At 71.1% G+C, this 26,930-nt stretch carries 22 protein-coding genes; 13 read left to right on the top strand and 9 right to left on the bottom strand.

Annotated elements, in window-relative coordinates; translation table 11 throughout:
- Nucleotides 1-217 precede the first annotated feature (217 nt).
- Nucleotides 218-889: a M23 family metallopeptidase gene (locus tag STRTU_RS15090; RefSeq protein WP_159744003.1), complete on the top strand. Its 672-nt coding sequence runs from the start codon at nucleotides 218-220 to the stop codon at nucleotides 887-889.
- Here the strand turns inward: STRTU_RS15090 and STRTU_RS15085 are convergent.
- Nucleotides 871-1,482 (bottom strand): TetR/AcrR family transcriptional regulator, encoded by a 612-nt coding sequence (locus STRTU_RS15085; RefSeq protein WP_159744002.1) that lies wholly within the window; start codon nucleotides 1,480-1,482, stop codon nucleotides 871-873. The genes STRTU_RS15090 and STRTU_RS15085 overlap by 19 nt on opposite strands.
- Before the next feature lie 142 nt (nucleotides 1,483-1,624).
- Here STRTU_RS15085 and STRTU_RS15080 point away from each other — a divergent pair, with 142 nt between their 5' ends.
- Nucleotides 1,625-3,268, top strand: coding sequence for an MDR family MFS transporter (locus tag STRTU_RS15080; RefSeq protein ID WP_371873597.1), 1,644 nt, complete (start codon nucleotides 1,625-1,627; stop codon nucleotides 3,266-3,268).
- Between the two features lie 97 nt (nucleotides 3,269-3,365).
- Here STRTU_RS15080 and cseC read toward each other — a convergent pair whose 3' ends face one another.
- The 5 genes from cseC to STRTU_RS15055 form a co-directional block, all read right to left on the bottom strand.
- Nucleotides 3,366-4,670 (bottom strand): two-component system sensor histidine kinase CseC, encoded by a 1,305-nt coding sequence (gene cseC, locus STRTU_RS15075; RefSeq protein WP_159744001.1) that lies wholly within the window; start codon nucleotides 4,668-4,670, stop codon nucleotides 3,366-3,368.
- Nucleotides 4,671-4,678: 8 nt separating this feature from the next.
- Nucleotides 4,679-5,389, bottom strand: a complete 711-nt coding sequence (gene cseB / locus STRTU_RS15070) for a two-component system response regulator CseB (RefSeq protein ID WP_159744000.1) — start codon at nucleotides 5,387-5,389, stop codon at nucleotides 4,679-4,681.
- A gap of 9 nt (nucleotides 5,390-5,398) precedes the next feature.
- Nucleotides 5,399-5,959, bottom strand: coding sequence for a hypothetical protein (locus tag STRTU_RS15065; RefSeq protein WP_272591805.1), 561 nt, complete (start codon nucleotides 5,957-5,959; stop codon nucleotides 5,399-5,401).
- Nucleotides 5,960-6,263: 304 nt separating this feature from the next.
- Nucleotides 6,264-6,869: a SigE family RNA polymerase sigma factor gene (locus STRTU_RS15060; protein WP_371873676.1), complete on the bottom strand. Its 606-nt coding sequence runs from the start codon at nucleotides 6,867-6,869 to the stop codon at nucleotides 6,264-6,266.
- Between the two features lie 539 nt (nucleotides 6,870-7,408).
- The gene (locus tag STRTU_RS15055) at nucleotides 7,409-8,368 is read right to left on the bottom strand and encodes an HhH-GPD family protein (protein ID WP_159743998.1); all 960 of its coding nucleotides are present in this window, start codon (nucleotides 8,366-8,368) and stop codon (nucleotides 7,409-7,411) included.
- A 575-nt stretch (nucleotides 8,369-8,943) separates the two neighbouring features.
- Between STRTU_RS15055 and STRTU_RS15050 the strand changes: the two genes are divergently transcribed.
- The 5 genes from STRTU_RS15050 to STRTU_RS15030 all read left to right on the top strand — a co-directional run bounded on the left by STRTU_RS15050 (nucleotide 8,944) and on the right by STRTU_RS15030 (nucleotide 14,622).
- Nucleotides 8,944-9,702, top strand: a complete 759-nt coding sequence (locus STRTU_RS15050) for a hypothetical protein (RefSeq protein WP_246240547.1) — start codon at nucleotides 8,944-8,946, stop codon at nucleotides 9,700-9,702.
- Between the two features lie 501 nt (nucleotides 9,703-10,203).
- Nucleotides 10,204-11,010, top strand: coding sequence for a hypothetical protein (locus STRTU_RS15045; protein ID WP_159743997.1), 807 nt, complete (start codon nucleotides 10,204-10,206; stop codon nucleotides 11,008-11,010).
- A 461-nt stretch (nucleotides 11,011-11,471) separates the two neighbouring features.
- On the top strand, nucleotides 11,472-12,467 hold the full coding sequence (locus tag STRTU_RS15040) for an NAD-dependent epimerase/dehydratase family protein (RefSeq protein WP_167539150.1): 996 nt from the start codon (nucleotides 11,472-11,474) through the stop codon (nucleotides 12,465-12,467).
- Between the two features lie 277 nt (nucleotides 12,468-12,744).
- On the top strand, nucleotides 12,745-13,602 hold the full coding sequence (locus STRTU_RS15035) for a maleylpyruvate isomerase family mycothiol-dependent enzyme (protein WP_159743996.1): 858 nt from the start codon (nucleotides 12,745-12,747) through the stop codon (nucleotides 13,600-13,602).
- 462 nt (nucleotides 13,603-14,064) lie between these two features.
- The gene (locus STRTU_RS15030) at nucleotides 14,065-14,622 is read left to right on the top strand and encodes a DUF3291 domain-containing protein (RefSeq protein ID WP_159743995.1); all 558 of its coding nucleotides are present in this window, start codon (nucleotides 14,065-14,067) and stop codon (nucleotides 14,620-14,622) included.
- A 152-nt stretch (nucleotides 14,623-14,774) separates the two neighbouring features.
- On the opposite strand, the gene disA is transcribed toward STRTU_RS15030, so the two are convergent.
- Complete coding sequence (gene disA / locus STRTU_RS15025) at nucleotides 14,775-15,899, bottom strand: DNA integrity scanning diadenylate cyclase DisA (protein WP_159743994.1); 1,125 nt, start codon at nucleotides 15,897-15,899, stop codon at nucleotides 14,775-14,777.
- A 125-nt stretch (nucleotides 15,900-16,024) separates the two neighbouring features.
- Nucleotides 16,025-17,437, bottom strand: coding sequence for a DNA repair protein RadA (gene radA, locus STRTU_RS15020; protein WP_159743993.1), 1,413 nt, complete (start codon nucleotides 17,435-17,437; stop codon nucleotides 16,025-16,027).
- 259 nt (nucleotides 17,438-17,696) lie between these two features.
- On the opposite strand from radA, the gene STRTU_RS15015 reads away from it, so the two are divergent.
- Nucleotides 17,697-19,448 (top strand): sigma-70 RNA polymerase sigma factor region 4 domain-containing protein, encoded by a 1,752-nt coding sequence (locus STRTU_RS15015; RefSeq protein WP_269777360.1) that lies wholly within the window; start codon nucleotides 17,697-17,699, stop codon nucleotides 19,446-19,448.
- A gap of 33 nt (nucleotides 19,449-19,481) precedes the next feature.
- Here the strand turns inward: STRTU_RS15015 and STRTU_RS15010 are convergent, their stop codons facing one another.
- The gene (locus tag STRTU_RS15010) at nucleotides 19,482-20,339 is read right to left on the bottom strand and encodes a DUF3109 family protein (protein WP_159743991.1); all 858 of its coding nucleotides are present in this window, start codon (nucleotides 20,337-20,339) and stop codon (nucleotides 19,482-19,484) included.
- Nucleotides 20,340-20,416: 77 nt separating this feature from the next.
- On the opposite strand from STRTU_RS15010, the gene STRTU_RS15005 reads away from it, so the two are divergent.
- The 5 genes from STRTU_RS15005 (at nucleotide 20,417) to STRTU_RS14985 (ending at nucleotide 26,927) form a co-directional block, all read left to right on the top strand.
- Nucleotides 20,417-21,343: a Ppx/GppA family phosphatase gene (locus STRTU_RS15005; protein ID WP_159743990.1), complete on the top strand. Its 927-nt coding sequence runs from the start codon at nucleotides 20,417-20,419 to the stop codon at nucleotides 21,341-21,343.
- A 227-nt stretch (nucleotides 21,344-21,570) separates the two neighbouring features.
- On the top strand, nucleotides 21,571-22,395 hold the full coding sequence (locus STRTU_RS15000; RefSeq protein ID WP_167539149.1) for a sugar phosphate isomerase/epimerase family protein: 825 nt from the start codon (nucleotides 21,571-21,573) through the stop codon (nucleotides 22,393-22,395).
- Nucleotides 22,392-23,039 carry a TetR/AcrR family transcriptional regulator gene (locus tag STRTU_RS14995; protein WP_159743989.1) on the top strand — a complete coding sequence of 216 codons (648 nt, stop codon included), beginning with the start codon at nucleotides 22,392-22,394 and terminating at the stop codon, nucleotides 23,037-23,039. Before STRTU_RS15000 ends, STRTU_RS14995 begins: the two co-directional genes overlap by 4 nt.
- A 273-nt stretch (nucleotides 23,040-23,312) precedes the next feature.
- Complete coding sequence (ilvD, locus tag STRTU_RS14990) at nucleotides 23,313-25,163, top strand: dihydroxy-acid dehydratase (protein ID WP_159743988.1); 1,851 nt, start codon at nucleotides 23,313-23,315, stop codon at nucleotides 25,161-25,163.
- Nucleotides 25,164-25,472: 309 nt separating this feature from the next.
- Nucleotides 25,473-26,927, top strand: coding sequence for a prenyltransferase/squalene oxidase repeat-containing protein (locus STRTU_RS14985; RefSeq protein ID WP_159743987.1), 1,455 nt, complete (start codon nucleotides 25,473-25,475; stop codon nucleotides 26,925-26,927).
- Nucleotides 26,928-26,930 lie beyond the last annotated feature (3 nt).

Genomic DNA, 26,930 nt, shown 5'->3' with positions numbered 1-26,930 from the left:
GGCGTGCGGCAGGCTCACTTCACGCGGCAAGATGTCCGAATTTGGGGGTTTCGTGCGGATGGTTGGCGGGCCCGCAAGGGCCTCCGTCACCCCCGTTCCCGTACGGGCCGGGTTAGTAGAAAGGCCCCTTGGCGGGGCGGCGAAGGCGGGTTACCAAGGAATGGCGATCCCGGTCCGCAGCCGGGAAACCAATCAATTCACTGGAGGAAAAACCCGCATGTCGAAGTTCGCCGCTCTCCGCAATTCGAAGAAGTCCGCGCTGCGCAATCGCGTCGCCGTTGTCGCCGCCGGCGTCGGCGTTACCGCCGCCCTGGGCGCCGGTATAGCCACCGCCGCCGACGCGGGTCTGCAGAACCTCACCTCGGGTGTCGGTTCGACCGTCTCCGCACAGGCCGACGCACAGGCCAAGTCCGTCGCCGACGCCAAGGCCGCCGCGGCCAAGGCGAAGCAGGCCGCCGCCAAGAAGGCCAACGCCTGGGTGACCCCGGTCGACAAGTACACCCTGGGCTCGACCTTCGGTCTGGCCGGCAACATGTGGGCGCACAGCCACAGTGGCCAGGACTTCGTCGTGCCGAGCGGCACCGCGGTCAAGGCCGCGCACGCCGGCACCGTCGTCAAGGCCGGCCCCAACGGTGGCGGCGACGGCCCCGCCTACGGCAACGCCATCGTGATCAAGCACGACAACGGCATGTACACCCAGTACGCGCACCTGTCACAGATCAACGTGAGCGTCGGCCAGCAGGTCGGCACCGGCGAGAAGATCGGTCTGTCCGGCAGCACCGGCAACTCCTCCGGCCCCCACCTGCACTTCGAGGTCCGCACCGGTCCTGACTACGGGACGGGCATCGAGCCGACCGGATTCCTGCGGGCTCACGGCGACACCGTCTGAGCTGAATCCGGCCGGGCTGGCCGGCGGTTCGGCGGGTTTGCCGCCGTGACCAGTTCAGTGGCGACCTCGAGGAGAGCACTGCGCTTCTCCTCGGGGTCGCCCTCCAGGTTCTGCATCGCGAACATGCCCGCGTGCATCGAGAACAGTGCCGTCATGCAGCGCACCTGATCCGTCAGCTCCGAGCCGGGCTCCCTGAGCAGGCCGAAGAGGGTCAGCATCCGCGATTTGAAGCTCTCGCCGATGCTCAGATCGCGCACCGCGGCCTGGTTCTCCTGCAGAAAGCGGAAGAGCGGCTCGGCCGAGCGCAGCGACTCGCTGTAGCGGCGGATCAGTTCCTGTTTGGTCTCCAGGGTCCGCGGCTGCCCCTCGGCCCAGACGATCAGCTCGTCGATGGGCCGGCTCAGGTCCTGGAACAGGCCGATGACGATGTCTTCCTTGGTCTTGAAGTGGTAGTAGAGCGCCGCCTTGGTGACATCGAGCTTCTCGGCGATCTCCCGCAGCGAGGTCTTGTCATAGCCCTGCTCGGAGAACAGCTCCAGAGCGACGTCCTGGATGCGCTGGCGGGTGTTTCCCCTGCGCGCCTGTGTGCTCATGCTGCTCTCCTGCGTCGTCGGTACTGGTCAGAGGGCTTGCCCAGTCGGGCACCGGAGAAACTTACTTGACGCCCGGCTAGTTGGCCGCCTACCTTCCTCACTGTACTGAACTAGCCGGGCGGCAAGTAAGTGGGAGTGAGTGATGGGGAAGTCGCACAATGCGACCCCGACGGGGGACGGAAAGACCTCGGCCGTGAAGGGAAGACCGGACGCAGCACCGGCCAAGGGGGAGGCGAAGCAGCCCGCCAGCGTACGGATGGTGCTCTTCGCGCTGATGATCGCGATGCTGCTCGCGATGCTGGACAACATGATCGTCGGCACCGCGATGCCGACCATCGTCGGTGAACTGGGCGGACTGGAACATCTGTCCTGGGTCGTCACCGCGTACACGCTCGCGACCGCCGCCTCGACACCGATCTGGGGCAAGCTCGGCGACATGTACGGACGCAAGGGCGTCTTCCTGACCTCCATCGTGATCTTCCTGATCGGCTCCGCCCTCTCCGGCATGGCGCAGGACATGGGGCAGCTGATCGGCTTCCGCGCCGTCCAGGGCCTGGGCGCGGGCGGTCTGATGGTCGGCGTCATGGCGATCATCGGCGATCTGATTCCGCCGCGGGAGCGCGGCAAGTACCAGGGCATGATGGCCGGCGTGATGGCCGTCGCCATGATCGGCGGACCGCTGGTCGGCGGCAGCATCACCGACCACCTGGGCTGGCGCTGGAGCTTCTACATCAACCTGCCGCTCGGCGCGATCGCGCTGATCATGGTCACCGCGGTGCTGCATCTGCCGAAGAAGCGGTCGCAGACCCGTATCGACTACGTCGGAGCCGCGCTGCTCACCATCGGCATCACCGCGCTGGTGCTGATCACCACCTGGGGCGGCACCGAGTACGACTGGCTGTCCGCGCAGATCGTCGGCCTCGCCGTCACCGGTGTGGTCGCGCTCGTCCTCTTCGTGTTCGTCGAGCGCAAGGTCAGCGAGCCGGTGCTGCCGCTGCACATCTTCCGCAACGGCAACTTCTCGCTCGTCACGGTCATCGGCTTCCTGGTCGGCTTTGTGATGTTCGGGTCGATGACGTTCCTGCCGCTGTTCCAGCAGACCGTGCAGGGCGCCTCGGCCACCAACTCCGGTCTGCTGCTGCTGCCGATGCTGCTGGCCATGATGGCGGTGTCGCTGTTCGCGGGCCGGGTCACCACCCGGACCGGCAAGTACAAGATCTTCGTCGTGGTCGGCGGCGGGCTGATCACCCTCGGCCTGACCCTGCTGTCCCTCATGGACACCGACACCACCCGCTTCACCTCGGGCGCCTATATGGCGGTGCTCGGTGCCGGAATGGGCTTCCTGATGCAGACCACGATGCTGATCGCGCAGAACAGCGTCGAAATGAAGGACATGGGCGTCGGCTCGTCCTCGGCCACCCTCTTCCGTACGATCGGCGGCTCCTTCGGCGTCGCGATCCTCGGCGCGATCTTCACCCACCAGGTGCAGGCCACCATGGTCGAACGGATCGGCAAGGCCGGCGAGAAGATGACCAGCGGCGGCGCCCAGATGGACCCGAAGGGCCTGGCCGCGCTGCCGCCGATGATCAAGGACGCCTACGCGCACGCGGTCGCCACCGGCACCCACCAGGTCTTCCTGTGGGGCGCGGTGATCAGCATCGCCGGCTTCGCCGCGGCCTGGTTCCTCAAGGAGGTCCCGCTACGCGGCGGCCCGGCCACCCCGGCCGAGAGCTCGAAGAGCGAGGACGCTCCCACGGACCGCATAGCGGTACCGGAGACCGTCTGATCCGTCGGACCGGCCGGTGGGGGTGCACGTGAGCGATCACGTGCACCCCCACCGGCTTTTCACCCACAACGGGGGAGGGCAGCCGCTCCGGCCGTGGCTAACGATCCGGAAGCTGGATCACCGGAAAGCTCCCCGTATTGGTAGGCGCGTTCTCCGGCAGCCACAGGACAGACACCGCACCCGTCGACCCGTCCGTGAGCTCATCCGCGTTACGGAAGGTGAGCCGGGCGCCCAGCACCCGGGCCTGGCCGGCCGCGATCGTCAGCCCCAGACCGTGGCCCCGGCCGGCCCGGTCGCTGCTGCCCGTACGGAAGCGGCTCGGGCCCTCCCGCAACAACGCCTCGGGGAAACCCGCACCGTGGTCGCGCACCCGCAGCACCCGGCCCTCGACGGTGACCTCGATCGGCGGCCGGCCGTGCCGGGCGGCATTGGCGATGAGATTGCCGAGAATCCGCTCCAGCCGCCGCGGATCGGTGGTGACCTCGGCATCCCGTACGACGTCGATAACGATGTCCGGGCCCAGGGCACGCACCCGGCGGGTCACGAACTCCCCGAGCACCACGTCCTGCAGCTCGGCGCGCTCCGCATGGCCGTCGAGCCGCGCCACCTCCAGCACATCCTCGACCAGCGTGCGCAGCGCCTGCGCCCGGTCGCGCACCAGCTCGGACGGGCGGCCCGGCGGCAGCAGTTCGGCGGCGGTCAGCAGACCGGTGACCGGGGTGCGCAGCTCATGCGCGATATCAGCGGTGACCCGCCGCTCGGCCTCGATACGTTCCTGCAGCGCGTCCGACATGGCATCCACGGCCCACGCCAGATCATCGGTCTCGTCCCGCACCCGGCCGCTGCCGACCTCGTCGCGGATACGGACCGCGGTATCGCCGTCGGCGAGCTTCCCGGCCGCCGCGGCCGCCTTGCGCAGCCGCTTGGAGAGCCGCCCGCCGACCAGCACCCCCAGCGCACACCCGCCGACCACCACCGCGGTCGAGCCGATCACCAGCGCCTGATCCAGATCGTCCAGGACGGCGAAGCGGTCCGGGAAACGATCGTGCATGGACAGCACCCGCCCGTTGCTGAGCGGGGACGCCGCCCACACCTCGGGGACGGTCTGCCCGGTGTCCTGGAGGTACGTGGCGCGCTTGTTCTTGGCGACCTCGTCCCGCAGCGGCCGCGGCAGCGCCGGATCATCGATCTTCGCGCCGAACTGCAGCCGGTTCGTGGACTCGAAGATCTTCTGCGTGAAGTTGAGCCGCTCGATCTGCACATCCCGGCTGTTGTCGAGCATGGAATGCCGGGCGGCGTTGTGCACGACAAGGCTCAGCGCGATCGCGACCAGGGCTCCGACGAGCGCGATCGCGGCGCTGAGCTTCCATCTCAGCCCCGTACGCAGGGCCAGTCTGACCACCGGAGGTGTCAGCCTCTCAGCTTGTAACCGAAGCCGCGGACCGTCTCGATCCGGTCCTGGCCGATCTTGCCGCGCAGCCGCTGGACATGGACGTCCACCACCCGGGTGTCACCACCCCAGCCGTAGTCCCAGACCCGCTCCAGCAGCCGGTCACGCGACAGGACCGTGCCCGGCGCGTTCGAGAACTCCAGCAGCAGCCGCATCTCGGTGGGCGTCAGCGCGACATTCCGGCCGCCCTTGCGCACCTCCATGCCCTCGGTGTCGACCTCCAGATCACCGAAGCGCAGCACCGCCTCGGCGGGATCGTCCGCGTCGGCCGCCGCGGCACCGCCCCGCTCCGGGCCACTGGCATGGCCGAAACGGCGCAGCACGGCACGGATCCGGGCGACCAGCACCGCACCGTCGAACGGCTTGGTGACATAGTCATCGGCGCCGGCCTCCAGACCGAGCACCACATCGATGGAATCGGCACGCGCCGACAGCATGATGACGGGCACCGTCGACTCATCACGAATCCGCCGGCACAGGCTGACCCCGTCGAGCCCCGGCACCATCACATCGAGCAGCGCGATATCGGGACGGTTCGCGCGGAACGCCTCCAGCCCCGCGAGCCCGTCAGGCATCGCGGTGACCTCGAAACCGTCCCGCTCCAGCGCGAGCTGCGTCGCCTCGCGAATGACATCGTCGTCCTCGACAAAGAGCACATGGGTCTCGGCCATGCGGTTGTCTCAACCCTCCGATCCCGTACCGTCGCCCGACGTGGCGCCGTCGACGGTGGTCTTGCTGTAGTCCGTGTGATAGCCGTCGTGCTCGATGAAGCGGCCGTCCTTCCAGCGGAGCGGCGTCACATCCTCACCGGAGGGGCAGCACACCTTGTCGTCGCGCTCATAGGTCTGCCGGGACACTTCCAGCTCGCCCTTGTTGACCGCGGCGGAGACCGACGGCTGCTCGTTCGTGTACACGTTGTCATACCCGAGCTTCGTACCGCTGTGCTTCCGGTACACATACGAGCCGATGCCGACGGAATCCGCGCAGGTCATTACGTTGACGATGACATCGGGGGACGTGCTGCCGGTCAGCGACGCATAGGTCACCTCGACCGGGTACTCATCGGCGGCGCACGGTTTCCCGAGCGACTTCTTCACGAACGCGCCGACCTTCGGGTCGTCCTTCAGCAGCTGGACCGCGTCGACCTTCTTGTGCTTCGGGGTCGAGGCCGGGCTGGGGGTGCTGCGTACGGGACCCTTGGGGGGTACGGGGGTGCTGCTGGCGGAGCCCTCGCTGCGCACGCCCTCGCCCCCCGGATTGCATCCGGCCAGCAAAAGGCCGACGGCGGCCACTCCTGCCGTGGCCGCTCCGCCTCTGGTCAACCCGAACCCGGTCAACCTGTTCCTGGACAATCCGCTCCCGCTCACCGTGCTGCTCGCACAGCCGCTGATCCCGCTGCTGTTCCTGAAGTGATTGTCGCGCGTCGAGCCCGGAGCCGTAAGGCACCTGTCGTTCTGCCCGTTTTCACCGGTAAGGATAGTTTTCTTGTGATATCTGGTGTGGTGTCGTACGCCGTGCCGGGTGCCGCGTGCCGTGCGCCGACCCTCAGGCCGCGCACCGCTCCCGCCCCCGCTCGCCGCGCTCCAGTATCCGCGCGTCGATATCCCGCATCTGCAGTTCCTGACGCAGCCGCGCCAGCGCACGGTGCAGCGTGCTCTTGACCGTACCCGTCGACATGCCGAGCGCCGCCGCGGTCTCCTCCGTGCTCATCTGCTCCCAGTGCCGCAGCACCACGACGCTGCGCTGCTTGGGAGCCAGCACCCCGAGAATGTCCATCAGCAGAGCACGGTCCGCGCGCTGCTCGGTGCCGTCGTCCACACTCGCGTCCGGAAGCTGCTCGGTGGGCACCTCCTCCAGCTTGCGCGCCCGCCACCACTCGGTCCGCGTGTTGATCATGACGCGGCGGAGGTAGGCGTCCGCCAGCGACTTGTCCGCGATGCCGTCCCAGCGGCCGTACGTGCGGACCAGCGCCGTCTGCAGCAGGTCCTGAGCATCGACAGGATCGGGCACAAGGCGCCGGGCGCTCCGCAGCAGGGCCTCCTGCCGCGTACGAACGTACTCTTCGAAGTCCAGTACCTTGCCGCCGCTGGTCGCCATCTCGACGCCTCCGATCCGCTTGCGTTTCCCCACGTTGACCGTGCCGGTGGACATCTCCAGCACGAGGAAGACGCTACGGAGGGGGTGTTGCGACGTAATGTGCGTCGGCCCCACAGGGAGTGCACGGAAAACCCTCGGTTGTGTAACAGCCGACCAGGGGTCATACCTCGGACGGACAACAGCCCCCCGGACGTCATACTCCGGGGGGAGAAGCACCCCCGCCACAAGACCTATCGCCCGTCACACGCCGACAACCACGCCCAACGAGGGCCTTCTTCAGGCCGTATCGGGCCACCTTTCGGTCATGCTGCCTGAAAAGTGACACCGCATCAGGCGGATGACCGTCGCGCCGGGAGGAGGCGGGCGAGGGCGGGAGCCGGGGACGGCATGGCGGAGGCGCGGCCGCCGATGCAGCCGCGCCTCCGCTAACCGTATTCCGGACAGATGACGACCGCCGTATAGATGACGACCGCCGTGCAGGGGACGGTCGCCGTGCAGGGGCGGACGGTCGCCGTATAGGTGAGGGTCTCGGTGACGCTCGCCGTACCGGCGACGGTCGCGGTACGTCAGGGTCGCGCTACGTCAGGGTCGCGTTACGTCAGGGGCAGCCGGTACCGGCCGCCGCCCAGCGGCTCCACCAGACCGTCCGAGACCAGGCCGTCCAGCGCCCGCGCCCGCTGCACCGGCTCGTCCCACACCGCGTCCAACACCTGCTGCGGCACCGGCGCCACCGCCTCACGCAGCACGGCCAGTAGCTTGCCGCGCACCTGGCGGTCGGTACCGGCATAGGTCTGCGTGCGACGCGGCGGACCGTCATGCACCGGGGACCCGGCCTGCCGCCACGCGCACTGCGCGGCGATCGGACAACGGTGACACTCCGGCGCACGCGCCGTGCACAGCAGCGCACCCAGCTCCATCGTGGCCGCCGCCCAGCGCGCCGCCAGCTGCTCGTCCTCGGGCAGCAGTGCACGGGCGAGCTTGCGCTCCGCCGCGGTGGTGGCGTTCGGCGGGTACTGGCGGCCGGCCACCGCACGGGCGAACACCCGGCGCACATTGGTGTCCAGCACCGCATGCCGCTGCCCGTACGCGAAGGACGCGACCGCCGCGGCCGTGTACTCACCGACGCCGGGCAGCGCCAGCAACTGGCCGTGCTCCCGCGGCACGTCACCGCCGTGCCGCTCCTGTATCGCGGACGCGGCGGCGTGCAGGCGCAGGGCGCGCCGCGGATAGCCGAGCCGGCCCCAGGCACGGACCGCCTCGCCCGGTGCCTCGGCGGCCAGGTCGGCGGGGCGCGGCCAGCGGGCGAGCCACTGCTCGTACACCGGCAGCACTCTGCTGACCGGGGTCTGCTGCAGCATGAACTCGCTCACCATCACACCCCAGGCGCCCGCTTCGGGGCGGCGCCAGGGCAGATCGCGGGCGTGCTCGTCGAACCAGTCGGTGACCGGGCCGTGCAGCGCGGTCCCGTCGGCGGCTTCCGCGGCCGCGTCGGCGGCAGAAGCGGTCTCGGCGGCGGCGGTCGTGGCAGTGGTGGTGACAGGCGTCGAAGTCATGGCAGTGCCGATCCTGGCACGTCCGACCTCGCCCAGGAAACGCACCGGGCCCGCCCCGCCGCACGCCCACCCACACGCAGGACGGCCGGCTGCCCGCAGACGCCGGTTACTGGGGGGTACGGAGGGGGCGGGGCGGGAATGGGGGAGGGGCGGGGGCGCGGGGCGGGGAGCGGGGTGGGGTGTGGCGGCTTGGGGGCGTTGCCGGAGCCGGGTGCGGCGACTGCGGGGCGGGGCCGGTTTGGGGCCGGGTGCCGGGGTTGAGGCTGGGGCTGGGGCGAGGGCGCGCCTGGGTCTGGGGCCGCGTCCGGGGCCGGCTCTGGGGCAGGGGCCGGATGCGAGGCTGGGCTTGGAGCCGAAGCCGAAGCCGAAGCCGAAGCCGGGGGCGGAGCCGGGGGCGGAGCTGGGGCTGGGCCTGGGGTTCGGCCCGCGGCGCCCGGTCCGGGGCTGGCGCGGTGGCCCGGGGCGTGTGGGGCGGTGCCCCGGCGTGGGGCGGTGACGATCACGCCCCGACGGGAACTGACTACTCTCCGTAATCGTTGCTGGAATAGAAGGAGGCGGCAAGCGAGGATGCGGGCATGGCGGAGATGAGCGAATCAGAAGGCGAGCGCGGCACGAACGGCGTGGCGGGCGGCGCCGCCGGGCGCGTCGGGGGCGCCGGGCGTGGCGGCGATGCGTGGCGTGGCGGGGATGCCGGGCGTGGCGACGGAGCGGAGCGGGCCGGGTCCGTGTCGGCCAGGTCGGTGTCGGCCGGGCCGGTCTGCCCGGCGGCGATCCGGCGCGCGCTGGCCGCGCATACGACGCTGACACTCGCGTATGCGGACGAGGACGGGCCGCAGGCCTGCGCGGTGCTGTACGCGACCGAGGTGGGCCAGGCGCCCGAGGCGTCGCCCGAGGCGAGTGGTGCGAGCGGCGCGCGAGGCGGGAGCGGTGTGCGAGGTGCGGGTGGCGGGGAGGTCGGCGGGGCGTCTGGCGAGGGGCGCGGCCAGGCGGCCGGTGCCGGGCCCGCGTTGTACTTCGTCACGGCGACCACGACGCGACACGGGCGGGCGCTGGCGGAGCCCGGCGCGCGGGTCGCGTTCACGGCGCAGCGGGACGGCCAGGAGTGGAGCGGCCTGACGGGGATCCAGGGCCGGGGCCGCTGCCGCCCGCTGACCGGTGAGGAACGCGCGGCGGGCTGGCAGGTCTATGTCGAGCGCTTTCCGTTCGTCGCGTCGGGCGACCGCCTGCGCGCCGCCTTGGAGCGGACCACGCTCTGGGAACTGCGCCCCGACTGGCTGCGGCTGATCGACAACGGGCAGGGCTTCGGCCACAAGGAGGAGTGGTCGGGGCGCTGAGGCTGGGGGTGTGAGCCCCGTGAGGCCGTACGGCCCCGGGGTGAGGCCCTGGGGGCGGTGCGGGGGAGAGGCTCGGCGACGGTGGGCCCCGATGCCCTGGGGTCGGCCCCTGCGGAGCCATGCCCCGATGGCAGGGCAGTGAGCCCCCGCTGTCGCGGTGGCCGTGCGGTGTTGTGCCGGGTCACCGCAAAGCCTTGCCCCCCCGTGGGAGGGTGCGTGTCTCCGTGGAAGATCAGCGACCGTGCGTGGAAGATCAACGACCGTGCAGGACGGACCGGTTGCGTCGCAGTTGGTGATCGGACGGGTGCGACTGGCGGAAGTGGGGCCGGAGGGGAGCGGGCCGAGAGCTGGCGGGGCGTCTGGCTAGTTGGGGATGGAGCGCGGGCAGGGGGCTGTGTCGACGCGGGTAGGGGGCGGTGCTGGGCTGATCATGGGAAAAGATGCAGTCGGATACGGCGGGTACTGGCCTGTGTGGGTGGCGATCTCTCGTAGAGTTTCCGCGTGGGATCACTGCGCAATCCGATCGGGCCGCTTCCCTCCTCCATCTACTGGCGGCGGAGGGCCGTTGCGCTGGCCATCGTCGTCCTGCTCGCCCTCCTGGTGGTGTGGGCCGTCAGCTTGGGCGGGGGCAAGGGCGGCGATGAGGGTAAGGGCTCGCGCGGCGAGGGCCCCGCGACGTCCATCACGCCAGGGCCGTCCGGCAGCGGGCCGGTGGACGACCAAAAGGCGGGCGGGCGCGATGAGTCGGGTGACGACGAGGGGTCGGAGTCCGGTTCCGGTGGCTCGGGGGGCGCGGGCGGTGGCGGGGGTTCCGGTGACGGGGCCGGAGCGGGTGGTTCCGGTTCTGGGGGCGGGCCGATCGGTCGGGGCTCCGGGAAGAACGCTGTTGCGGCCGGCTCGTCACTCCCCAACTGTGTGTCCGGTAAGGCGGAGTTGGGGCTGCGTAGTGTGAAGCACTCCTATGCGCCGGATGTGCGGCCGAAGTTCGAGCTGACGGTTGAGAACGCGGCCGGGGAGGCCTGCAAGGTGGACCTCGGGCAGAAGGCCACGGTGCTCACCATCAGCGATGCCGCGGGTGACGAACGGGTGTGGGCCTCGAACGACTGCCCGTCGGGCACCGAGCCCGCGCTGTTGCAGGTGCCGGCCAAGGGGACTGTGGAGCGGATCATCGAGTGGGACCGTCGTGCCAGCGGCCCGCAGTGTGCCACGCCGAGTTCGGCCAAGGTGCCCGCCGGCAAGTATGAGATCGAGGCGAAGGTGCCGGGGCTGGACGCGGCCAGCACGACGTTCGTCCTGGCTGATGGCTGATGGCTGATGGCTGACGGCTGAGGCAACCGGTGTGTCCCCCGGCAGGCATCGACAGGCCCCGGCAGGCCCCGGCAAGCCCCGGCGGGCCCCCGCCGCTGGTCGAGGGTGTGGGGCAGGGCGTGGGCCACGGCGCGCACGAGGCATGGCCAGGGCGTGGGCCTGAGGCCGGAGTTGAGTCCGTGAGCTGGGGCTGGGGCTGGGGGCCGGGCAGCGAGACGATGCCGGGGATCGTGCCACCCGGGGCCGGATGCCGACTGGTGCGGGATCCCTGTCGCTGCCGGACGCCTACCGCCGCCGGACGCCTGCCGTCGTCTGATGCGCCAGGGCCGGTTGCCCCCCCGCATGCCCGCTCGTCACCCTGAGGCGTGGACGCTGGGCCTCCGTTTGTTTCGCTCTGGGGGATTCTGCTGTGAGCGTGCGTTGCTGGTTGTGGGGGCTCGGGGTGCGGCACAGTCGGTGGTATGAGGCTACTGATGCTGGGTGGGACGGAGTTTGTCGGGCGGGCCGTTGCTGAGGCGGCGGTGGCGCGGGGGTGGCAGGTGACGGTGTTTCACCGTGGGAAGCATGCGGCGCCGGAGGGGGTGACCACGCTGCACGGCGACCGTGGGGATGCGGCGGGGCTCGCGGCGTTGGAGGAGGGGGAGTGGGATGCCGTGGTCGATACCTGGAGTGGTGCGCCGGCGGCGGTGCGGGATACGGCGCGGCTGTTGGCCGGGCGGGTCGGGAGGTACGCCTATGTCTCCAGCTGCTCGGTGTACGCGTTTCCGCCGCCTCCGCCCCCGTATGGCGAGCAGGCCCCGGTGGTGACGGGCTCCCCCGACGCCACGGATGCCGAGGACTATGCGCAGGCCAAGCGGGGCGGTGAGCTGGCTGCGATCGAGGCGTTCGGGGAGCGGGCGCTGCTGGTGCGTGCGGGGCTGATCCTCGGGCCGTACGAGAACATCGGGCGGTTGCCGTGGTGGCTGGGCCGGATCGCCCGTGGTGGACCGGTTCTCGCGCCGGGGCCGCGGGAGTTGGCGCTGCAGTACATCGATGTCCGGGATCTCGCCGTATGGACGCTAGACGCGCTGGAGGCCGGGCTCGGGGGTGCGTACAGCATGGTGTGTGAGGCCGGGCACGCCACGATGGGGGAGTTCCTGGAGAGCTGTGTGACGGCCACCGGGGCGGACGCGGAGCTGCGCTGGACCGCTCCGGAGGATGTTCTTGCCGCCGGTATCGAGCCCTGGAGTGAGCTGCCGGTCTGGCTGCCGCCCGGTGAGTGGCGGGACGCGTTCTTCGGCGCCGATGTGTCCAAGGCCCTGGCGGCCGGACTGCGTTGCCGCCCTATCGGTGAGACCGTCACCGACACCTGGGCCTGGCTGCAGTCCCTCGGCGGGGTGGCTCCGCAGCGCCCGGACCGGCCGGCGGTCGGCCTGAGCGCGGAAAAGGAGGCGGCGGTGTTGGGCCGGGCCGTCTGACACCGTTCCTTGAGCCGGTCATGAGCCGGCCTCAAGGCCGATCTTGACGCTGAGCGGTTCCTGAGGCCGGTCGAGGCGCCCGGCCTCAGGAACCTGAGGCCGGGCGAGGCGCCCGGTCTCAGGACCGCCCGGCGAGGCGCCCGGCGGTCCTGAGAAGTGTCTGGTGAATCATGGTCCGGTGGCGCCCTGTCGGATTCCGCCGGGCATTCGGCACGGCACGATCGACTGGGACGGGTATTCGGTGGTGACCGCACCTTTCGGTTGGCAGGCTTGAGTCATGAACTCCGAGTTCAACCACGTGGTGAGCCCTTCGTGGCTCGGTGCTCCGATCGATGCCCGCCCCCTGTTCGTGCCTGAGCAGGAAGCGCTGATGGCCACGTTGCGCGGCCTGACGCCCGCCGACTGGGGCCAGGAGGCGGTGCCGGGCTGGACGGTGCGGGATCTCGCCGCGCACGTTCTGGGTGACTTCTACGGACGCCTGGCCCGGGACCGCGACGGCCACCGTGGCGGTCCCGCCTTCGCGCCGGACGAAGGCCTGGAGGCTTTCATCCACCGCATCAATCAGGAATGGGTCGAGGCCCACCGCCGGGTGAGCCCGGCCGCGCTCAGTGACACGCTCGATGCGGTGGGCGGGCAGGTCGCCCGGTTCTTCGAGACCACCGACCCCAACAGCCCGTCGCTGGGGGTGTCCTGGGCCGGGATCGATCCGGCGCCGATGTGGCTGGACAGCGCCCGTGACTTCACCGAGTTCTGGGCCCACCGTCAGCAGATCCGCCACGCGGCGGGCCAGGACACCGACCCCGATCCGCGGCCCCTGTCCATGGTCCTGGACACCTTCATGCGAGCCCTGCCGCACACTCTGCGCGAGGTCGCCGCGCCGTCCGGTACACAGATCCAGGTGCGGATCGACGGCCCGGCCGGGGGTGTCTGGACCGTGACGGCCACCGGATCCCGCTGGTCTCTCGCCGAACCGGACTCCGCACGCCCCGCCGCGGCTGTCCGCCTGGATACGGAGACCGCCTGGCGGCTGTGTACCCGTGGCATCCAGCCGGACACCGCCCTGGCCCGTGCCCGCATCGAGGGCGACCGTGAACTGGGCGAAGCCGCCTGTCAGATCGTGTCGGTCATCTACTGACTGCAGCCTCGACACGCCATCGACACGCCAGGAACGACGCACTCGTGAGTGCATCACCGACCCATCAGACACGGCCCAAGGCAATCGAGCGCGCCTCGGTGCCGGTCAAGACCCCGAGCGGTCCCAAGGCCGGTCAATGAACGGGGCACGGCGGGCGAACCGATCGGCGAAGTGGATCACTGGTACCCCGCAGCCTGCCCCGCCCGTCACCGCCCAGCCCCCGAAATGACCGGTGCAAGAGGCCACTTGGACAGGGAAAACGCAACTTCGACATGGCCCGCAGAGGCAGCTACCTTCACCTGGTCTTCGGCGGTCGCCCACGGTCGCCCACGGGCGCGCAGGAGTTCCTTCGGGCTGAGCCACCCGCGACGGGATGAGTTGGTCACGCCCCACGAATCCTCGCCCCCATGCGTAAGCCACCGAACCGGGTCCGCACCAGGCCCCCCAACCAGGGAGAGACGCATGCCCCATCTTGCGCTGTACACATTCGGCGTCCTGAAGTCATCTCTCGCCGATCCCGGACCTCTCACGCGCGAACTCCACGCCAGCGGCGAGGCCATCTACCGGAAGATCAGCCAGCACCCCGGGTACCTCGCTCGTGCTCAAGCGGCAGACGGCGATCGGGGCACACACTTCGACTTGGACTGGGGTGCATGGGGAGAGTTCGCCGTACCGACGTGGTACGGCAAGGGCCGTACGGTGGAAACCACCGCCCTGGACGCGACGCTCTCACTCTGGACCGACCTGCGCTCCGCCGTCGACGCCGTCTACACCGGTCTGCACCGTGAGGCGCTGAACAGGCGTTACGACTGGTTCGAGAGGACAGGGCAGCCGAATTACGTGTGCTGGTGGGTCTCCGACGGCGTGATACCCACCTGGCAGGACGGGGTTTCCAGGCTGGAGCACCTCCACGACCACGGCTCCGCGCCGGCCGCCTTCACCTTCCACCACTCATTCGCCCCGGACGGAACTCCGACCAGGCTCAAAGGCATCGGGCCGAAGAGCGACCAGGTTCGCTGACAAGGAAGCCTGAACGACTGCCATCTCACCGACCCCAGCCGGCGCTGACCCCGCACCACACACAACACAGGCTCCACAGTCGACCCCCGAAGGATTTACGGAGCCGACCACTCAGCGTGCGGCGCACGGGTCACGGCGCCGCGACCTCCCCCTCACACATACCGCTCCAGAATCGACGACTCCGCCAGCCGTGACAGCCCCTCGCGGACCGAGCGGGCGCGGGCCTCGCCGACGCCGTCGACGGTTTGGAGGTCGTCGACGCTGGCGGCGAGGAGTTTCTGGAGGCCGCCGAAGTGGTCGACGAGGCGGTCGATGACGGTGCCGGGGAGGCGGGGGACCTTGGCCAGGAGGCGGAAGCCGCGGGGGGAGACGGCGGAGTCCAGGGTTTCGGGGGCGCCGCTGTAGCCCAGTGCGCGGGCCACGGTGGGGAGTTCGAGGAGTTCGGTGTGGCTGAGGGCGTCCAGTTCGGCGAGGGCCTCGGCGACCGTGCGGGAGCGCTTGGCGGTCGGTTCGGGGACGTAGTCGCGGACGACCAGTTCGCGTTCGGGCTCGACGCCGGCGATCAGCTCCTCCAGCTGGAGGGCGAGCAGGCGGCCGTCGGTGCCGAGTTCGACGACGTATTCGGCGATTTCGGTGGCGATGCGGCGGACCATTTCCAGGCGCTGGGCGACGGCGGTGACGTCGCGGACGGTCACCAAGTCCTCGATTTCCAGGGCGGAGAGGGTGCCGGCGACCTCGTCGAGGCGGAGCTTGTAGCGCTCCAGGGTGGCGAGGGCCTGGTTGGCGCGGGAGAGGATCGCGGCGGATTCCTCCAGGACGCGGCGCTCGCCGTCGACGTAGAGGGCGATCAGGCGCATCGACTGGCTGACGGAGACGACGGGGAAGCCGGCCTGGATGGAGACGCGCTGGGCGGTGCGGTGGCGGGTGCCGGTCTCCTCCGTCGGGATGGAGGCGTCGGGGACGAGCTGGACTCCGGCCCGCAGGATTTTGCTGATGTCCTTGTCGAGGACGAGGGCGCCGTCGAGCTTGCACAGTTCGCGCAGCCGGGTCGCGGTGAATTCCACGTCGAGGACGAAGCCGCCGGTGCACATGGACTCGACGGTTTTGTCGAAGCCGAGGACGATCAGTCCGCCGGTGTTGCCGCGGAGGATGCGCTCCAGGCCGTCGCGCAGGGCGGTACCGGGCGCGACGGCGCTCAGCGTGGCGCGCATCAGGCTTTCGGTGCCGGAGCTTCCACCGGACCTGCCGGAAGTCGATGCCCGGTCGTTGGCTGCCACTGCACTCCTCCGTCGCAAGGTCTGTCGGTCCGCAGGCCGCCCGGCCCATGCTGTGGTTGACGTACCAGCGGAGCGTACGTGGCCGACAGGCAATTCTGCGGTGACGGGCGAGACCAGGGCAAAGTCTACCGGCGTGCGCCCTCTTCCTGTGGGGCCTCCCGGCGCACCCGCTTGGGCAGCACGCTGAGTGCCTGTCCGACGTCGGCGACCTCCAGGACCCGCATTCCGTCGGGGATCTTGCCGGGGTCGGAGGGGACGAGGGCGTGGGTGAAGCCGAGCCGGGCCGCTTCGGACAGCCGCCGCTGGACGCCCGTGACGCGTCTGACCTCGCCCGCGAGGCCGACTTCGCCGATGGCGACCAGGTTTTTCGGCAGGGGGGTGTCGCTGGCGGCGCTGGCCAGGGCGAGCGCGACGGCGAGGTCGGCGGCGGGTTCGGTCAGCTTCACGCCGCCGACGGTGGCGCTGTAGATGTCGCGTTTGCCCAGGGCGCTGATCCGGCCACGCTGTTCCAGGACGGCGAGCATCATCGAGACGCGGGAGGTCTCCAGGCCGGAGGTGGTGCGCCGGGGGGAGGGGATCTGGGAGTCGACGGTGAGGGCCTGGACCTCGGCGACGAGGGGGCGGCGGCCCTCCAGGGTCACGGTCAGGCAGGTGCCGGGGACCGGTTCGGCGCGGCGGGTCAGGAAGAGGCCGGAGGGGTCGGCGAGGCCGATGATGCCTTCGTCGTGCAGTTCGAAGCAGCCGACCTCGTCGGTGGTGCCGTAGCGGTTCTTGACGCCGCGGACGAGGCGGAGCCGGGCGTGCCGGTCGCCTTCGAAGTGGAGGACGACATCGACGAGATGCTCCAGGAGGCGGGGTCCGGCGATGGCGCCGTCCTTGGTGACATGGCCGACGAGGAGGGTGGCCATGCCGCGTTCCTTGGAGGCGCGGATGAGTGCGCCGGCGACTTCGCGGACCTGGGCCATGCCGCCGGGGGCCCCTTCGATCTCTGGGGAGGCGACGGTCTGCACCGAGTCGAGGATGAGCAGGGACGGTTTGACCGTGTCGAGGTGGCCGAGGACGGCGGACAGGTCCGTTTCGGCGGCGAGGTACAGATGGTCGTCGAGGGCGCCGATGCGGTCGGCGCGGAGCCGTACCTGGCTGGCGGATTCCTCGCCGGTGACATACAGCGTGCGGTGGGCGTCGGAGGCGGCCTTGGCGGCGACGTCGAGCAGCAGGGTGGATTTGCCGACGCCTGGTTCGCCGGCCAGCAGGGCGACGGCGCCGGGGACGAGTCCGCCGCCGAGGACGCGGTCGAGCTCGGGCACGCCGGTGGAGCGGGCGGTGGCCTGCTTGCCGTCGACCTGGCCGATGGGCACGGCGGCGGTGGTGACCCGGCCGGGGGCGGTGGTGCGCACCGCGGGGGCGCCGCCGAACTCCTCGACCGTGCCCCATGCCTGGCATTCGGGGCAGCGGCCGAGCCATTTGGCGGTGGTCCAGCCGCATTCGGTGCAGCGGTAGGAGGGACGCTCCTTGCCCGACGATTTACGCGTTGCCATGGGGTCACCGTAGCGGTGGGGTCTGACAACGCCGCCGCGAGCTGTCGCGGCGGGCGCCCCGTCCACGATCGTCCGGGGCGGGGGCGCGACCGGGGCGCGGCCACCGGCGGTTGCACCGACCGAGTGGCGCATACGGAGCGCGCCGCCCGTGTAAAGAGCTATTCGTGTCCTCTTTTGAGGGAGATGGTCACCCGTAAGGGTTAAAAGTGTCCAACGCGAGCAAGCAGGGCGGCATCATCCGCCTACCGTCGCCGGGGTGATGAGCAGCAGGCCCGAGCACCCCACGCACTCCACCGGCGCACACCGGTCGCGCGGCGACGCGCGGCGCCGGAGCCGGCCGCAGCCGTCAGAGCGGCCCGGCCCGGACGCCGCGCGCCCCCCGGACCGGGAACGGGACGGCTACCAGCCCCCTCTGGACGGGCTGTTCACCTACTGCCTGTCCGTGCTGTGCGAACACGACGCCGCCACCGCGGTGCTGGGCGAGACGCTCGCGCTCGCCGAGCGGCACCGCGGCCGCCGCCCCGCCGACCCGGCGCTGTACCGCTCCTGGCTCTACGCCCTGGCCCGCTGGGCCTGTCTGCGCCGGCTCGCCGAGCGGACCGCGCCGCCCGCCGGGAATCCGGGCCCCGGAGCGGCCCGCGAGGCCGAGCGCCGGCAGCGTGAACTGGCCGCGCTGGCCTGGCCGGAGGCCGCGGGCACCAGCCCCGAGCAGCGGGAGGCGCTGGAGCTCTCGGTGCGCCATCACCTCTCGGCGGAGGAGGTCGCCGCGGTGCTCGGCGCGGACCCGGTCGCCACCCGCACGCTGCTGGCCACCGCCTCCTGCGAGGTCGAACGGACCCGGGCGGCGCTGGCCGTCGTCGAGTCCGGGCGCTGCCGGGAGGTCGCGCAGCTGGCGGGCGACACCCAGGTGCTGCTGGGGGCGGCGCTGAGCCGGGAGCTGGTGCGCCATGTCGACGACTGTGCCGAGTGCCGGCGGACCGCCGAGCGGGCCACCGCCCCGGGGACCTGGCCGGGTACCGCGCCGGTGGCCCAGGGCAGCCTGCCGCTGGTCACCGCGCCCCGGGACGCCGTGCTCGGTGCGCTGGCGGCGGCCCGGAGCACCAAGTCGGGCCGTGCGGAAGGGGTGGCCGGTGCGGGAGCTGCCGGACGGGCGGGTGGGGCAAACGGTTCTCCTCGCTATGACCGCAGTGGTTTCCCGGTGGGTCCGCCGAAGGACCGGGTGGCCCGGCGTCGCCGGCTGCGCAACCGGGCGCTGACCACCACCGTGGTGGCCACGGTCGTCGCGGCACCGGTGCTGGCCCTGTGGGCGGCGTACCGGGGCGCCCCTCCCACGGATGTGGCGGCCGACGGTTCGCCCTCGGTGACGGCCAGCGACACGGAGCCCGGCCCGCGGCTGGGCCGCAGCCCGTACGAGAACGCGGGCAACGCCAGGACGACGCCCGAGCCCGGCTTCACGGCGCGCGGCGGGACGCCCGATGTGTCGGTCGAGGTGGTCGGCGCGGACGGCACCCCGCAGCGGCCGGACACGCCGGGCAGCAAGCGGGAGGCAGGCCCCGCCCGGCTGGCGGTGGCCGCCGAGCCCCGCGGCCGGACCACGGTCCTCAGGCTCCGCGCCGCGGGCGGCACCCCGGTGCGCTGGCGCGCGTCGGCGGGCGCGGCCTGGCTGCAGATGAGTCATACGGCGGGCACGCTGCGGCCGGACGAGACCACCACGATCACCGTCGACATCGACCACGACCGGGAGCCGCCGGGCCCCTGGCGGGCCAGGATCGCCATCGAGCCCGGTGGCACCGTCGTCACGATGAAGGGCTACGGGGCGACCGGTCCGGCCGCCGGTCCGCAGCGCCCGGGACGGCCGCATCCGAAACCGACCCATACGCGCCAGAAGCCGACGCCCACGCCGACCCGGACGGCCCCGTCGCCCAGCCCGACGCCGACGAGCCCGACGCCGAAGCCGACCGGCCCGGCCCCGTCCTCGACCCCGTCGAACACGACACACCCGGCCCGCTGAGCGCGCCCGCGGGCCGCCGGGCCCGCAGGCCGCCTACGCCTCCGGCTTCGGCAGCAGCGGCAGCGGCTTGGGGTCCGCCGGATGCGGCGCCATCGGCAGCGTCGCCGCCAGCCGCTCCTCGCACAGCTCGGCGAGCTTGGCGTAGCCCTCCTCGCCCATCAGCTCGGTCAGCTCGGGCTTGTACGAGACATAGACCGGATCGCCCGCCCCGTGTGCCGAGGTCGCGGAGGTGCACCACCAGTGGAGGTCATGGCCGCCGGGGCCCCAGCCGCGGCGGTCGTACTCGCCGATCGTCACCTGGAGGATCTGGGTGTCGTCCGGCCGGTCGATCCAGTCGTACGTGCGCCGGACCGGCAGCTGCCAGCAGACGTCCGGCTTGGTCTCCAGCGGCTCGCGGCCCTCGCGCAGCGCGAGGATGTGCAGCGAGCAGCCCGCGCCGGCCGGGAAGCCAGGGCGGTTCTGGAAGATGCAGGAGCCCTCCCAGCGGCGCGTCTGCCGCTCGCCGTCCTCGTCCTCCTCGGTCCAGCCGGTCGTGGTGCCCACGTCGTGGTGCTGCCACACCTCGGGCGTGAGCCGTGCCACATGCTCGGCCACCCGCTTCTCGTCGTCCTCGTCCGAGAAGTGCGCGCCGAGCGTGCAGCAGCCGTCGTCCGCGCGGCCGGCCTGGATGCCCTGGCAGCCGCTGCCGAAGATGCAGGTCCAGCGGGAGGTCAGCCAGGTCAGGTCGCAGCGGAAGAGCTGTTCGTCGTCGGCCGGGTCCGGGAAGGTGACCCAGGCACGGGCGAAGTCGAGGCCGACCTCGTCGGCCGGGGCCCCTTCAGCCGCCTGTGCGCGCCGCTTTTGTTCCTTCTTCAGCGCTTTTTCGTGCTTCGCCTTTTTCGTCTTTGCCACGACTCCAGCGTAAGGGGGAGCGACAGGTGCGCACCGCGCCGACAGGAGCGGGCGGTGCGCGCGTTAGGTTTCCCCGTATGAGACTCGGTGTCCTCGATGTGGGTTCGAATACGGTCCATCTCCTGGTGGTGGACGCACACCCGGGCGCGCGCCCGCTGCCCGCCTATTCGCACAAGGCGGAGCTGCGCCTTGCCGAACTCCTCGATGAGGGCGGCGCGATAAGCGAGGGCGGGGTGGAGCGCCTGGTGGCGACCATCCGTGAGGCGCTCCAGGTGGCCGAGGACAAGGGCGTCGAGAGCGTGCTGCCGTTCGCCACGTCGGCGATCCGGGAGGCCACCAACGGCGAGGAGGTGCTGCGGCGGGTCGCCCAGGAGACCGATGCCGCGCTGCAGGTGCTCTCCGGGGAGGACGAGGCGCGGCTCACCTTCCTCGCCGCCCGCCGGTGGCTGGGCTGGTCGGCGGGCCGGCTGCTGGTCCTGGACATCGGCGGCGGCTCGCTGGAGATCGCCTACGGCCTGGACGAGGACCCGGACGTGGCGGTGTCGCTGCCGCTGGGCGCGGGCCGGCTGACCGCGGGCGATCTGCCCGGCGACCCGCCGGACGCGGAGGACGTGCGTACGCTGCGCCGCCGGGTGCGGGCCGAGATCGCCAAGGTGGTGAGCGAGTTCACCCGTTACGGCACGCCCGACCGGGTCGTCGGCACGTCCAAGACCTTCAAGCAGCTGGCCCGGATCGCGGGTGCCGCGCGCTCCGCCGAGGGCCTGTACGTCCAGCGCGAGCTGACCCACAAGAAGCTGGAGGAGTGGGTGCCGCGGCTGGCCGGGATGCCCGCGGAGGAGCGGGTGACGCTGCCCGGGGTGTCCGAGGGGCGCTCACGGCAGCTGCTCGCCGGGGCGCTGGTCGCCGAGGCGGCGATGGACCTGTTCGGGGTCGAGACGCTGGAGATCTGCCCGTGGGCGCTGCGCGAGGGCGTCATTCTGCGGCGGCTGGATCACCTGCCGTAGTGCTGCCGGCCGTAGCCAGGCGGCGGCTGGACCACCTGCCGTAACGGGCGCACGGCGGCGCCGCGGTGCGACCGGCGGGGCGTGAGACTCGTCACGCCCCTGCCGGCCGCGCCGCCCCGGTACCGCCCGCCCTGGCCTCCCCTTCCAGGGGACGGGCCCCGGGCGGCGGGCCGGGGCGGCCCGGACCTCCTGCCCCGTGCGCAGTCCCGGCCCGTACGCTGTCCCTCGTGACAGAGCCAGTGGTGCGCATCCCGGATGCGAAGGTCGCGCTGTCCACGGCCTCGGTGTATCCGGAGTCGACGGCGACGGCCTTCGAGATCGCCGCGCGCCTCGGCTACGACGGCGTCGAGGTCATGGTGTGGACCGATCCGGTCAGCCAGGACATCGACGCGCTGCGCCGGCTCTCGGACTACCACGGGGTGCCGGTGCTGGCCGTCCACGCACCGTGTCTGCTGATCACCCAGCGGGTCTGGTCCACCGATCCCTGGGTCAAGCTCCAGCGCGCCCGTAACGCCGCGGAGAAGCTGGGCGCCTCGACGGTCGTCGTGCACCCGCCCTTCCGCTGGCAGCGCAACTACGCACGGGAGTTCGTCCGCGGGGTGTGGCGGATGGCGGGCGAGACGGATGTGAAGTTCGCCGTCGAGAACATGTACCCGTGGCGCTACCGGGACCGCGAGATGCTCGCGTACGCCCCCGACTGGGACCCCACCAACGACGACTACCGGCACTTCACCGTCGATCTGTCGCACACCGCCACCGCGCGCAACGACGCGCTGGAGATGGTGGAGCGGATGGGCGACCGGCTGGGGCACGTCCACCTCGCCGACGGCAACGGCTCCGCCAAGGACGAGCATCTGGTGCCGGGCCGCGGCAGCCAGCCCTGCGCCGCGGTGCTGGAGCGCCTGGCCGCGCGCGGTTTCGACGGCCATGTGGTCGTCGAGGTCAACACCCGCCGGGCGATGTCCGCCGCCGAACGCGAGGCCGACCTGGCCGAGGCGCTGGCCTTCACCCGGCTGCATCTAGCCTCGCCGACCTGGGTCCCCGGCTCGTGAGCGCCGGCCGGGACGAGGCGTCCTCCGGGCCCGGTACGCCCGCACCGGCCCGCCGCCGTGGCCGCCCGGCCCGCGCCGCCGCCGAGGAGGGCCCCGGCGCCCGTGAGCGCATCCTGGCCGCGGCCCGTACGGAGTTCGCGGCGCGCGGCTACGACAAGACCTCGGTGCGTGGTATCGCCAAGGCGGCCGGGGTGGACGCGGCGCTGGTCCACCACTACTTCGGCACCAAGGAGCAGGTCTTCGCGGCGGCCATCGAGCTGACCGTCGCGCCCGCGCTGACCATGCCGGACGCCCTCGCGGGCGGCGGTGCGGACGTGGGGGAGCGGATGGCCCGCTTCATGTTCGGTGTCTGGGAGAACCCGGTCAGCCGCCAGCCACTACTGGCGATCATGCGCTCGGCACTGACCAACGAGACCGCCGCTGCGGTGCTGCGCGGCCTCATCGAGCGCCGGATGCTCCAGCGGGTGGCGGGCGAACTGGACGTCCCCGACCCGGAGTTCCGGGTACAGATGGCCGCCGGGCACCTCATCGGGATCGCCATGCTGCGCTATGTGATCAAGATGGACCCGGTCGCCTCCGCGGACCCGGAGGAGATCATCGCGATGGTGGCACCGGCCCTCCAGCGGTACCTGACCCAGCCCTGACAAACGCCCCAGCCCCGGGCAAGCGACGCGCCCCTGACAAGCGCCCCCCGAGGTGCCCCGCCGCCCCGCCAACGCCCCCGACCTGCGAGAAGCCCTCCCGAGCCGCTGTCCGTACTGCGGTCAGCCGTCTCACATCCCGGAGAGGCTGTCCAGATCTTGGATCAGGAGCGTAATCTCGACAGGAGCTGATATATGACGCCGCCCGGTGCGCGGCCAGGGGGCCAGGTACCGGCAGCGGCGGTCGTACGGACGATCCCGAGGGAGTGACCCATCGTGCCCGATCTGAGGTCCCGCACCGTTACCCATGGCCGCAACATGGCCGGCGCCCGAGCCCTTATGCAGGCATCCGGTGTAGCGCGCGAGGACTTCGGCAAGCCGATCGTCGCGGTGGCCAACAGCTTCACCGAGTTCGTGCCCGGCCACACCCACCTCCAGCCGGTCGGCCGGATCGTCTCCGAGGCGATCCACGCCGCGGGCGGCATCCCGCGCGAGTTCAACACCATCGCGGTCGACGACGGCATCGCCATGGGCCACGGCGGCATGCTCTACAGCCTGCCCTCCCGCGACCTGATCGCCGACTCCGTCGAGTACATGGTGGAGGCGCACTGCGCGGACGCGCTGATCTGCATCTCCAACTGCGACAAGATCACCCCCGGCATGCTGATGGCCGCGATGCGCCTCAACATCCCGACCGTCTTCGTCTCCGGCGGCCCGATGGAGTCCGGCAAGACGACCCTGGTCGACGGCACCGTCCGCACCCTCGACCTGGTCGACGCGATCTCCGACGCCGTCAACGACAAGATCTCGGACGAGGACATCCTCCGCATCGAGGAGAACGCCTGCCCGACCTGCGGCTCCTGTTCGGGCATGTTCACCGCCAACTCGATGAACTGCCTGACCGAGGCCATCGGCCTCTCGCTGCCCGGCAACGGCTCGACGCTGGCCACCCACACCGCCCGCAGGGCGCTGTACGAGAACGCGGGCCGTACGGTCGTCGAGATCACCAAGCGGCACTACGACGAGGACGACCACACCGTCCTGCCGCGCACCATCGGCAGCCGCGCCGCCTTCGAGAACGCCATGGCCCTGGACATCGCCATGGGCGGTTCGACGAACACGATCCTGCATCTGCTCGCCGCGGCGCAGGAGGCCGGACTGAGCTTCGACCTGGACGACATCAACGCCGTCTCCCGCCGGGTGCCCTGCCTGGCGAAGGTCGCCCCGAACGTCGCCCCCGGCGGCACGTACTACATGGAGGACGTGCACCGCGCCGGCGGCATCCCCGCCATCCTCGGTGAGCTCTACCGCGGCGGCCTGCTCAACGAGGACGTGCACACCGTCCACAGCGCCTCCATCGAGGAGTGGCTCAAGACCTGGGACGTGCGCGGCGGCTCCCCCTCCGACGAGGCCGTCGAGCTGTGGCACGCGGCCCCCGGATGCAAGCGCTCCGCGACCGCCTTCTCGCAGTCCGAGCGCTGGGACTCGCTCGATGTGGACGCGGCCGGCGGCTGCATCCGCGACATGGCGCACGCCTACTCCGTCGACGGCGGCCTGGCGGTCCTCAAGGGCAACATCGCCGAGGACGGCTGCGTCGTGAAGACCGCCGGCGTCGACGAGTCCATCTGGACCTTCGAGGGCCCCGCGGTGGTCTGCGAGTCGCAGGAGGAGGCCGTCGACAAGATCCTCAAGAAGCAGGTCAAGGAGGGCGACGTCGTCGTCATCCGCTACGAGGGCCCCAAGGGCGGCCCCGGCATGCAGGAGATGCTCTACCCGACGTCGTTCCTCAAGGGCCGCGGCCTGGGCAAGACCTGCGCCCTGGTCACCGACGGCCGCTTCTCCGGCGGCACATCCGGCCTGTCCATCGGCCACGCCTCCCCCGAGGCGGCGGCCGGCGGCACCATCGCCCTCGTCGAGGACGGCGACCGCATCCGTATCGACATCCCCAACCGTGGCATCGAACTCCTCGTCAGCGAAGAGGAGTTGGCGGCCCGGCGGGAGGCCCTGGGCGGCGTCTACGCGCCCAAGCAGCGCGAACGCAAGGTCTCCCAGGCCCTCCGGGCGTACGCGGCGATGGCCACCAGCGCGGACAAGGGTGCGGTGCGGGATGTGAACTTGCTGGGGTGAGGCGGGCGTAGGGGCGCACGCAGCAGGCGCAACACGGTGCCGGCGGTCGCGGGATGCGGCCGCCGGCACGGTTTTTCCTTATGGCTACGGCCAGTCGGCCGGGATGCCGTACTGCCTCGGCGGACGGACAGGCAGCACCGGCGCCACACCTCTGGGCGCCCAGTCGCGCCTCGCTGATGCGAGCCAGTTCGTTGCCCTCGGGGAGTTCCTCGTCGGGACCCATGATCGCGTTGGCGTCGAACGCGCTTCTCTGAAAGGTGAGTTGGGTACATTCGCCGGGCGATCCGTATCCGACGGCGGAGGGGGACCATGAAGTCGGTGCGTGTGGGGCTCGCGGCCTTCGAGGGAAGAGCGGGCCAGGCTGCCCGGACACTTCTGCAGAACCAGGGCTACGACGGAGGGTGGGGCTTAACGCTCACGTCGGTCTCGTCGATCGTCAATACCAGCGAGGTTCTGCCGATCCTGCGCGCCGCTGGTATCGCGGGCGAACCGGTACGTCGGGCGCTCGATTTTCTGACCTGCGCCATCGTGGAGCACTGCCGGCCTCGTCACAAGGGCGGCCGTGGTGAGCACACCCGGTTCATCGCCTTCGGGCTGGCCGGACTGCTGTCCCACCCGCGGTTCTTCCACCACGATGGTGTTGCGGAAGTCGCGGCCTGGTGCGTCGGCTGGCTTGAGAATCACCATGTCGACCACGGCTGGCCGGAAGTACTCGGGCTTGATGACACCTCGCTGCACCAGACCGCCCTCACCGTTCACGGGCTTGCTCAGCTCAGAGGTGCGCTTCACGACCTGGGCCCCCGGCTCCGCCTGCCCGGCGGGGTGGATACCAGCAGCCTGCTGGAGCGCGTCGAGCCCCTGATCGAGCACGGCGTGGGCGGTCTGCTCTACCACCGACGTGCCAGCGGGGCATGGGGGTGGCGCACCTACGTCGATACCGATCCGAGCCCGAGCAAGACCGCGCTGTGCCTGCTCGCCCTGTCAGCCGTCTGTTCGGGAACCGGGCCGGACGGCGCGCCCGCCTACCGGGACGATCCGCGGGAGACCGGAGGCGTACATGGCGCAGAGCAGTTGAAGCAGCTGTCCGAGGTGGTCGCCGACGCTGGGCAGTGGCTGCTGCACAACCATCACCGCTGGGAGACCTTCGTCGAGGATGACAAGGACGTGCAGGGCACCGCGTGGGAGCACATGGCCTACGCGCTGTGTTCGCAGGCCGCCGTCCGGGCCGGCGCCAATCCGGGTGACCCCCGGTTCGCCAAGGCGTGGAAGTTGATGAATGACCTGTGGGATCCGGAGGCCGGACTGTGGAACGAGCCGGGAGCCTCCGGCAAGCGTGCCACCATCCGGGCCGCGTACTACACGGTGTCGGCCTACGAGGAAGCGCTGCGTCGGCTGACGCGTATGGGATTCGATGACAGCACCCCGGAGGAAGCGAGCGAGGCTTCGGCCGAAGTGCTCGTCGAGAGCGTGGTACTCGGTTCGGGCCGGATGATCCTTGCCAAAGCCCGATCTTGTGAAGCACGGGTGGAGTGCGTGCTGTCGGAGCGCCTCTTCGACCTGGTCAAGGTCGCGTACGACGCTCCCGAGGGCTGGCTGTCGACCGAGCGGATTGCGGGGACGCTCTACGTTGCCCCGTCCTCGGTTCCCAAGTACGTCCAGCGACTGAACCAGGCGGTGTCCGCAGCCTTCGGCGGTGCTCCGGTCCGGCTGCTGCTGGCCGGCACGGTGGATGGCGCCGGCGGCTACCGGCTCGCGGGGCGGTAGAGC

The sequence above is a fragment of the Streptomyces tubercidicus genome (assembly GCF_027497495.1).
GTDB classification, from domain to species: Bacteria; Actinomycetota; Actinomycetes; order Streptomycetales; family Streptomycetaceae; genus Streptomyces; species Streptomyces tubercidicus.
Note: the sequence above shows the minus strand (reverse complement) of the source record. Positions and strands in the feature narration are given on the sequence as shown.

What these genes read in the sequence shown, in the direction of transcription:
- STRTU_RS15055 (WP_159743998.1), bottom strand. Translation starts at nt 8,368, where the DNA reads ATGACTTCGACGCCTGTCACCACCACTGCCACGACCGCCGCCGCCGAG.
- STRTU_RS15050 (WP_246240547.1), top strand. Translation starts at nt 8,944, where the DNA reads ATGGCGGAGATGAGCGAATCAGAAGGCGAGCGCGGCACGAACGGCGTG.
- radA (WP_159743993.1), bottom strand. Translation starts at nt 17,437, where the DNA reads ATGGCAACGCGTAAATCGTCGGGCAAGGAGCGTCCCTCCTACCGCTGC.
- STRTU_RS15015 (WP_269777360.1), top strand. Translation starts at nt 17,697, where the DNA reads ATGAGCAGCAGGCCCGAGCACCCCACGCACTCCACCGGCGCACACCGG.
- STRTU_RS14985 (WP_159743987.1), top strand. Translation starts at nt 25,473, where the DNA reads ATGAAGTCGGTGCGTGTGGGGCTCGCGGCCTTCGAGGGAAGAGCGGGC.
- STRTU_RS15005 (WP_159743990.1), top strand. Translation starts at nt 20,417, where the DNA reads ATGAGACTCGGTGTCCTCGATGTGGGTTCGAATACGGTCCATCTCCTG.
- STRTU_RS15030 (WP_159743995.1), top strand. Translation starts at nt 14,065, where the DNA reads ATGCCCCATCTTGCGCTGTACACATTCGGCGTCCTGAAGTCATCTCTC.
- STRTU_RS15080 (WP_371873597.1), top strand. Translation starts at nt 1,625, where the DNA reads ATGGGGAAGTCGCACAATGCGACCCCGACGGGGGACGGAAAGACCTCG.
- STRTU_RS15090 (WP_159744003.1), top strand. Translation starts at nt 218, where the DNA reads ATGTCGAAGTTCGCCGCTCTCCGCAATTCGAAGAAGTCCGCGCTGCGC.
- cseB (WP_159744000.1), bottom strand. Translation starts at nt 5,389, where the DNA reads ATGGCCGAGACCCATGTGCTCTTTGTCGAGGACGACGATGTCATTCGC.
- STRTU_RS15035 (WP_159743996.1), top strand. Translation starts at nt 12,745, where the DNA reads ATGAACTCCGAGTTCAACCACGTGGTGAGCCCTTCGTGGCTCGGTGCT.
- STRTU_RS15060 (WP_371873676.1), bottom strand. Translation starts at nt 6,869, where the DNA reads ATGTCCACCGGCACGGTCAACGTGGGGAAACGCAAGCGGATCGGAGGC.
- STRTU_RS15040 (WP_167539150.1), top strand. Translation starts at nt 11,472, where the DNA reads ATGAGGCTACTGATGCTGGGTGGGACGGAGTTTGTCGGGCGGGCCGTT.
- STRTU_RS15085 (WP_159744002.1), bottom strand. Translation starts at nt 1,482, where the DNA reads ATGAGCACACAGGCGCGCAGGGGAAACACCCGCCAGCGCATCCAGGAC.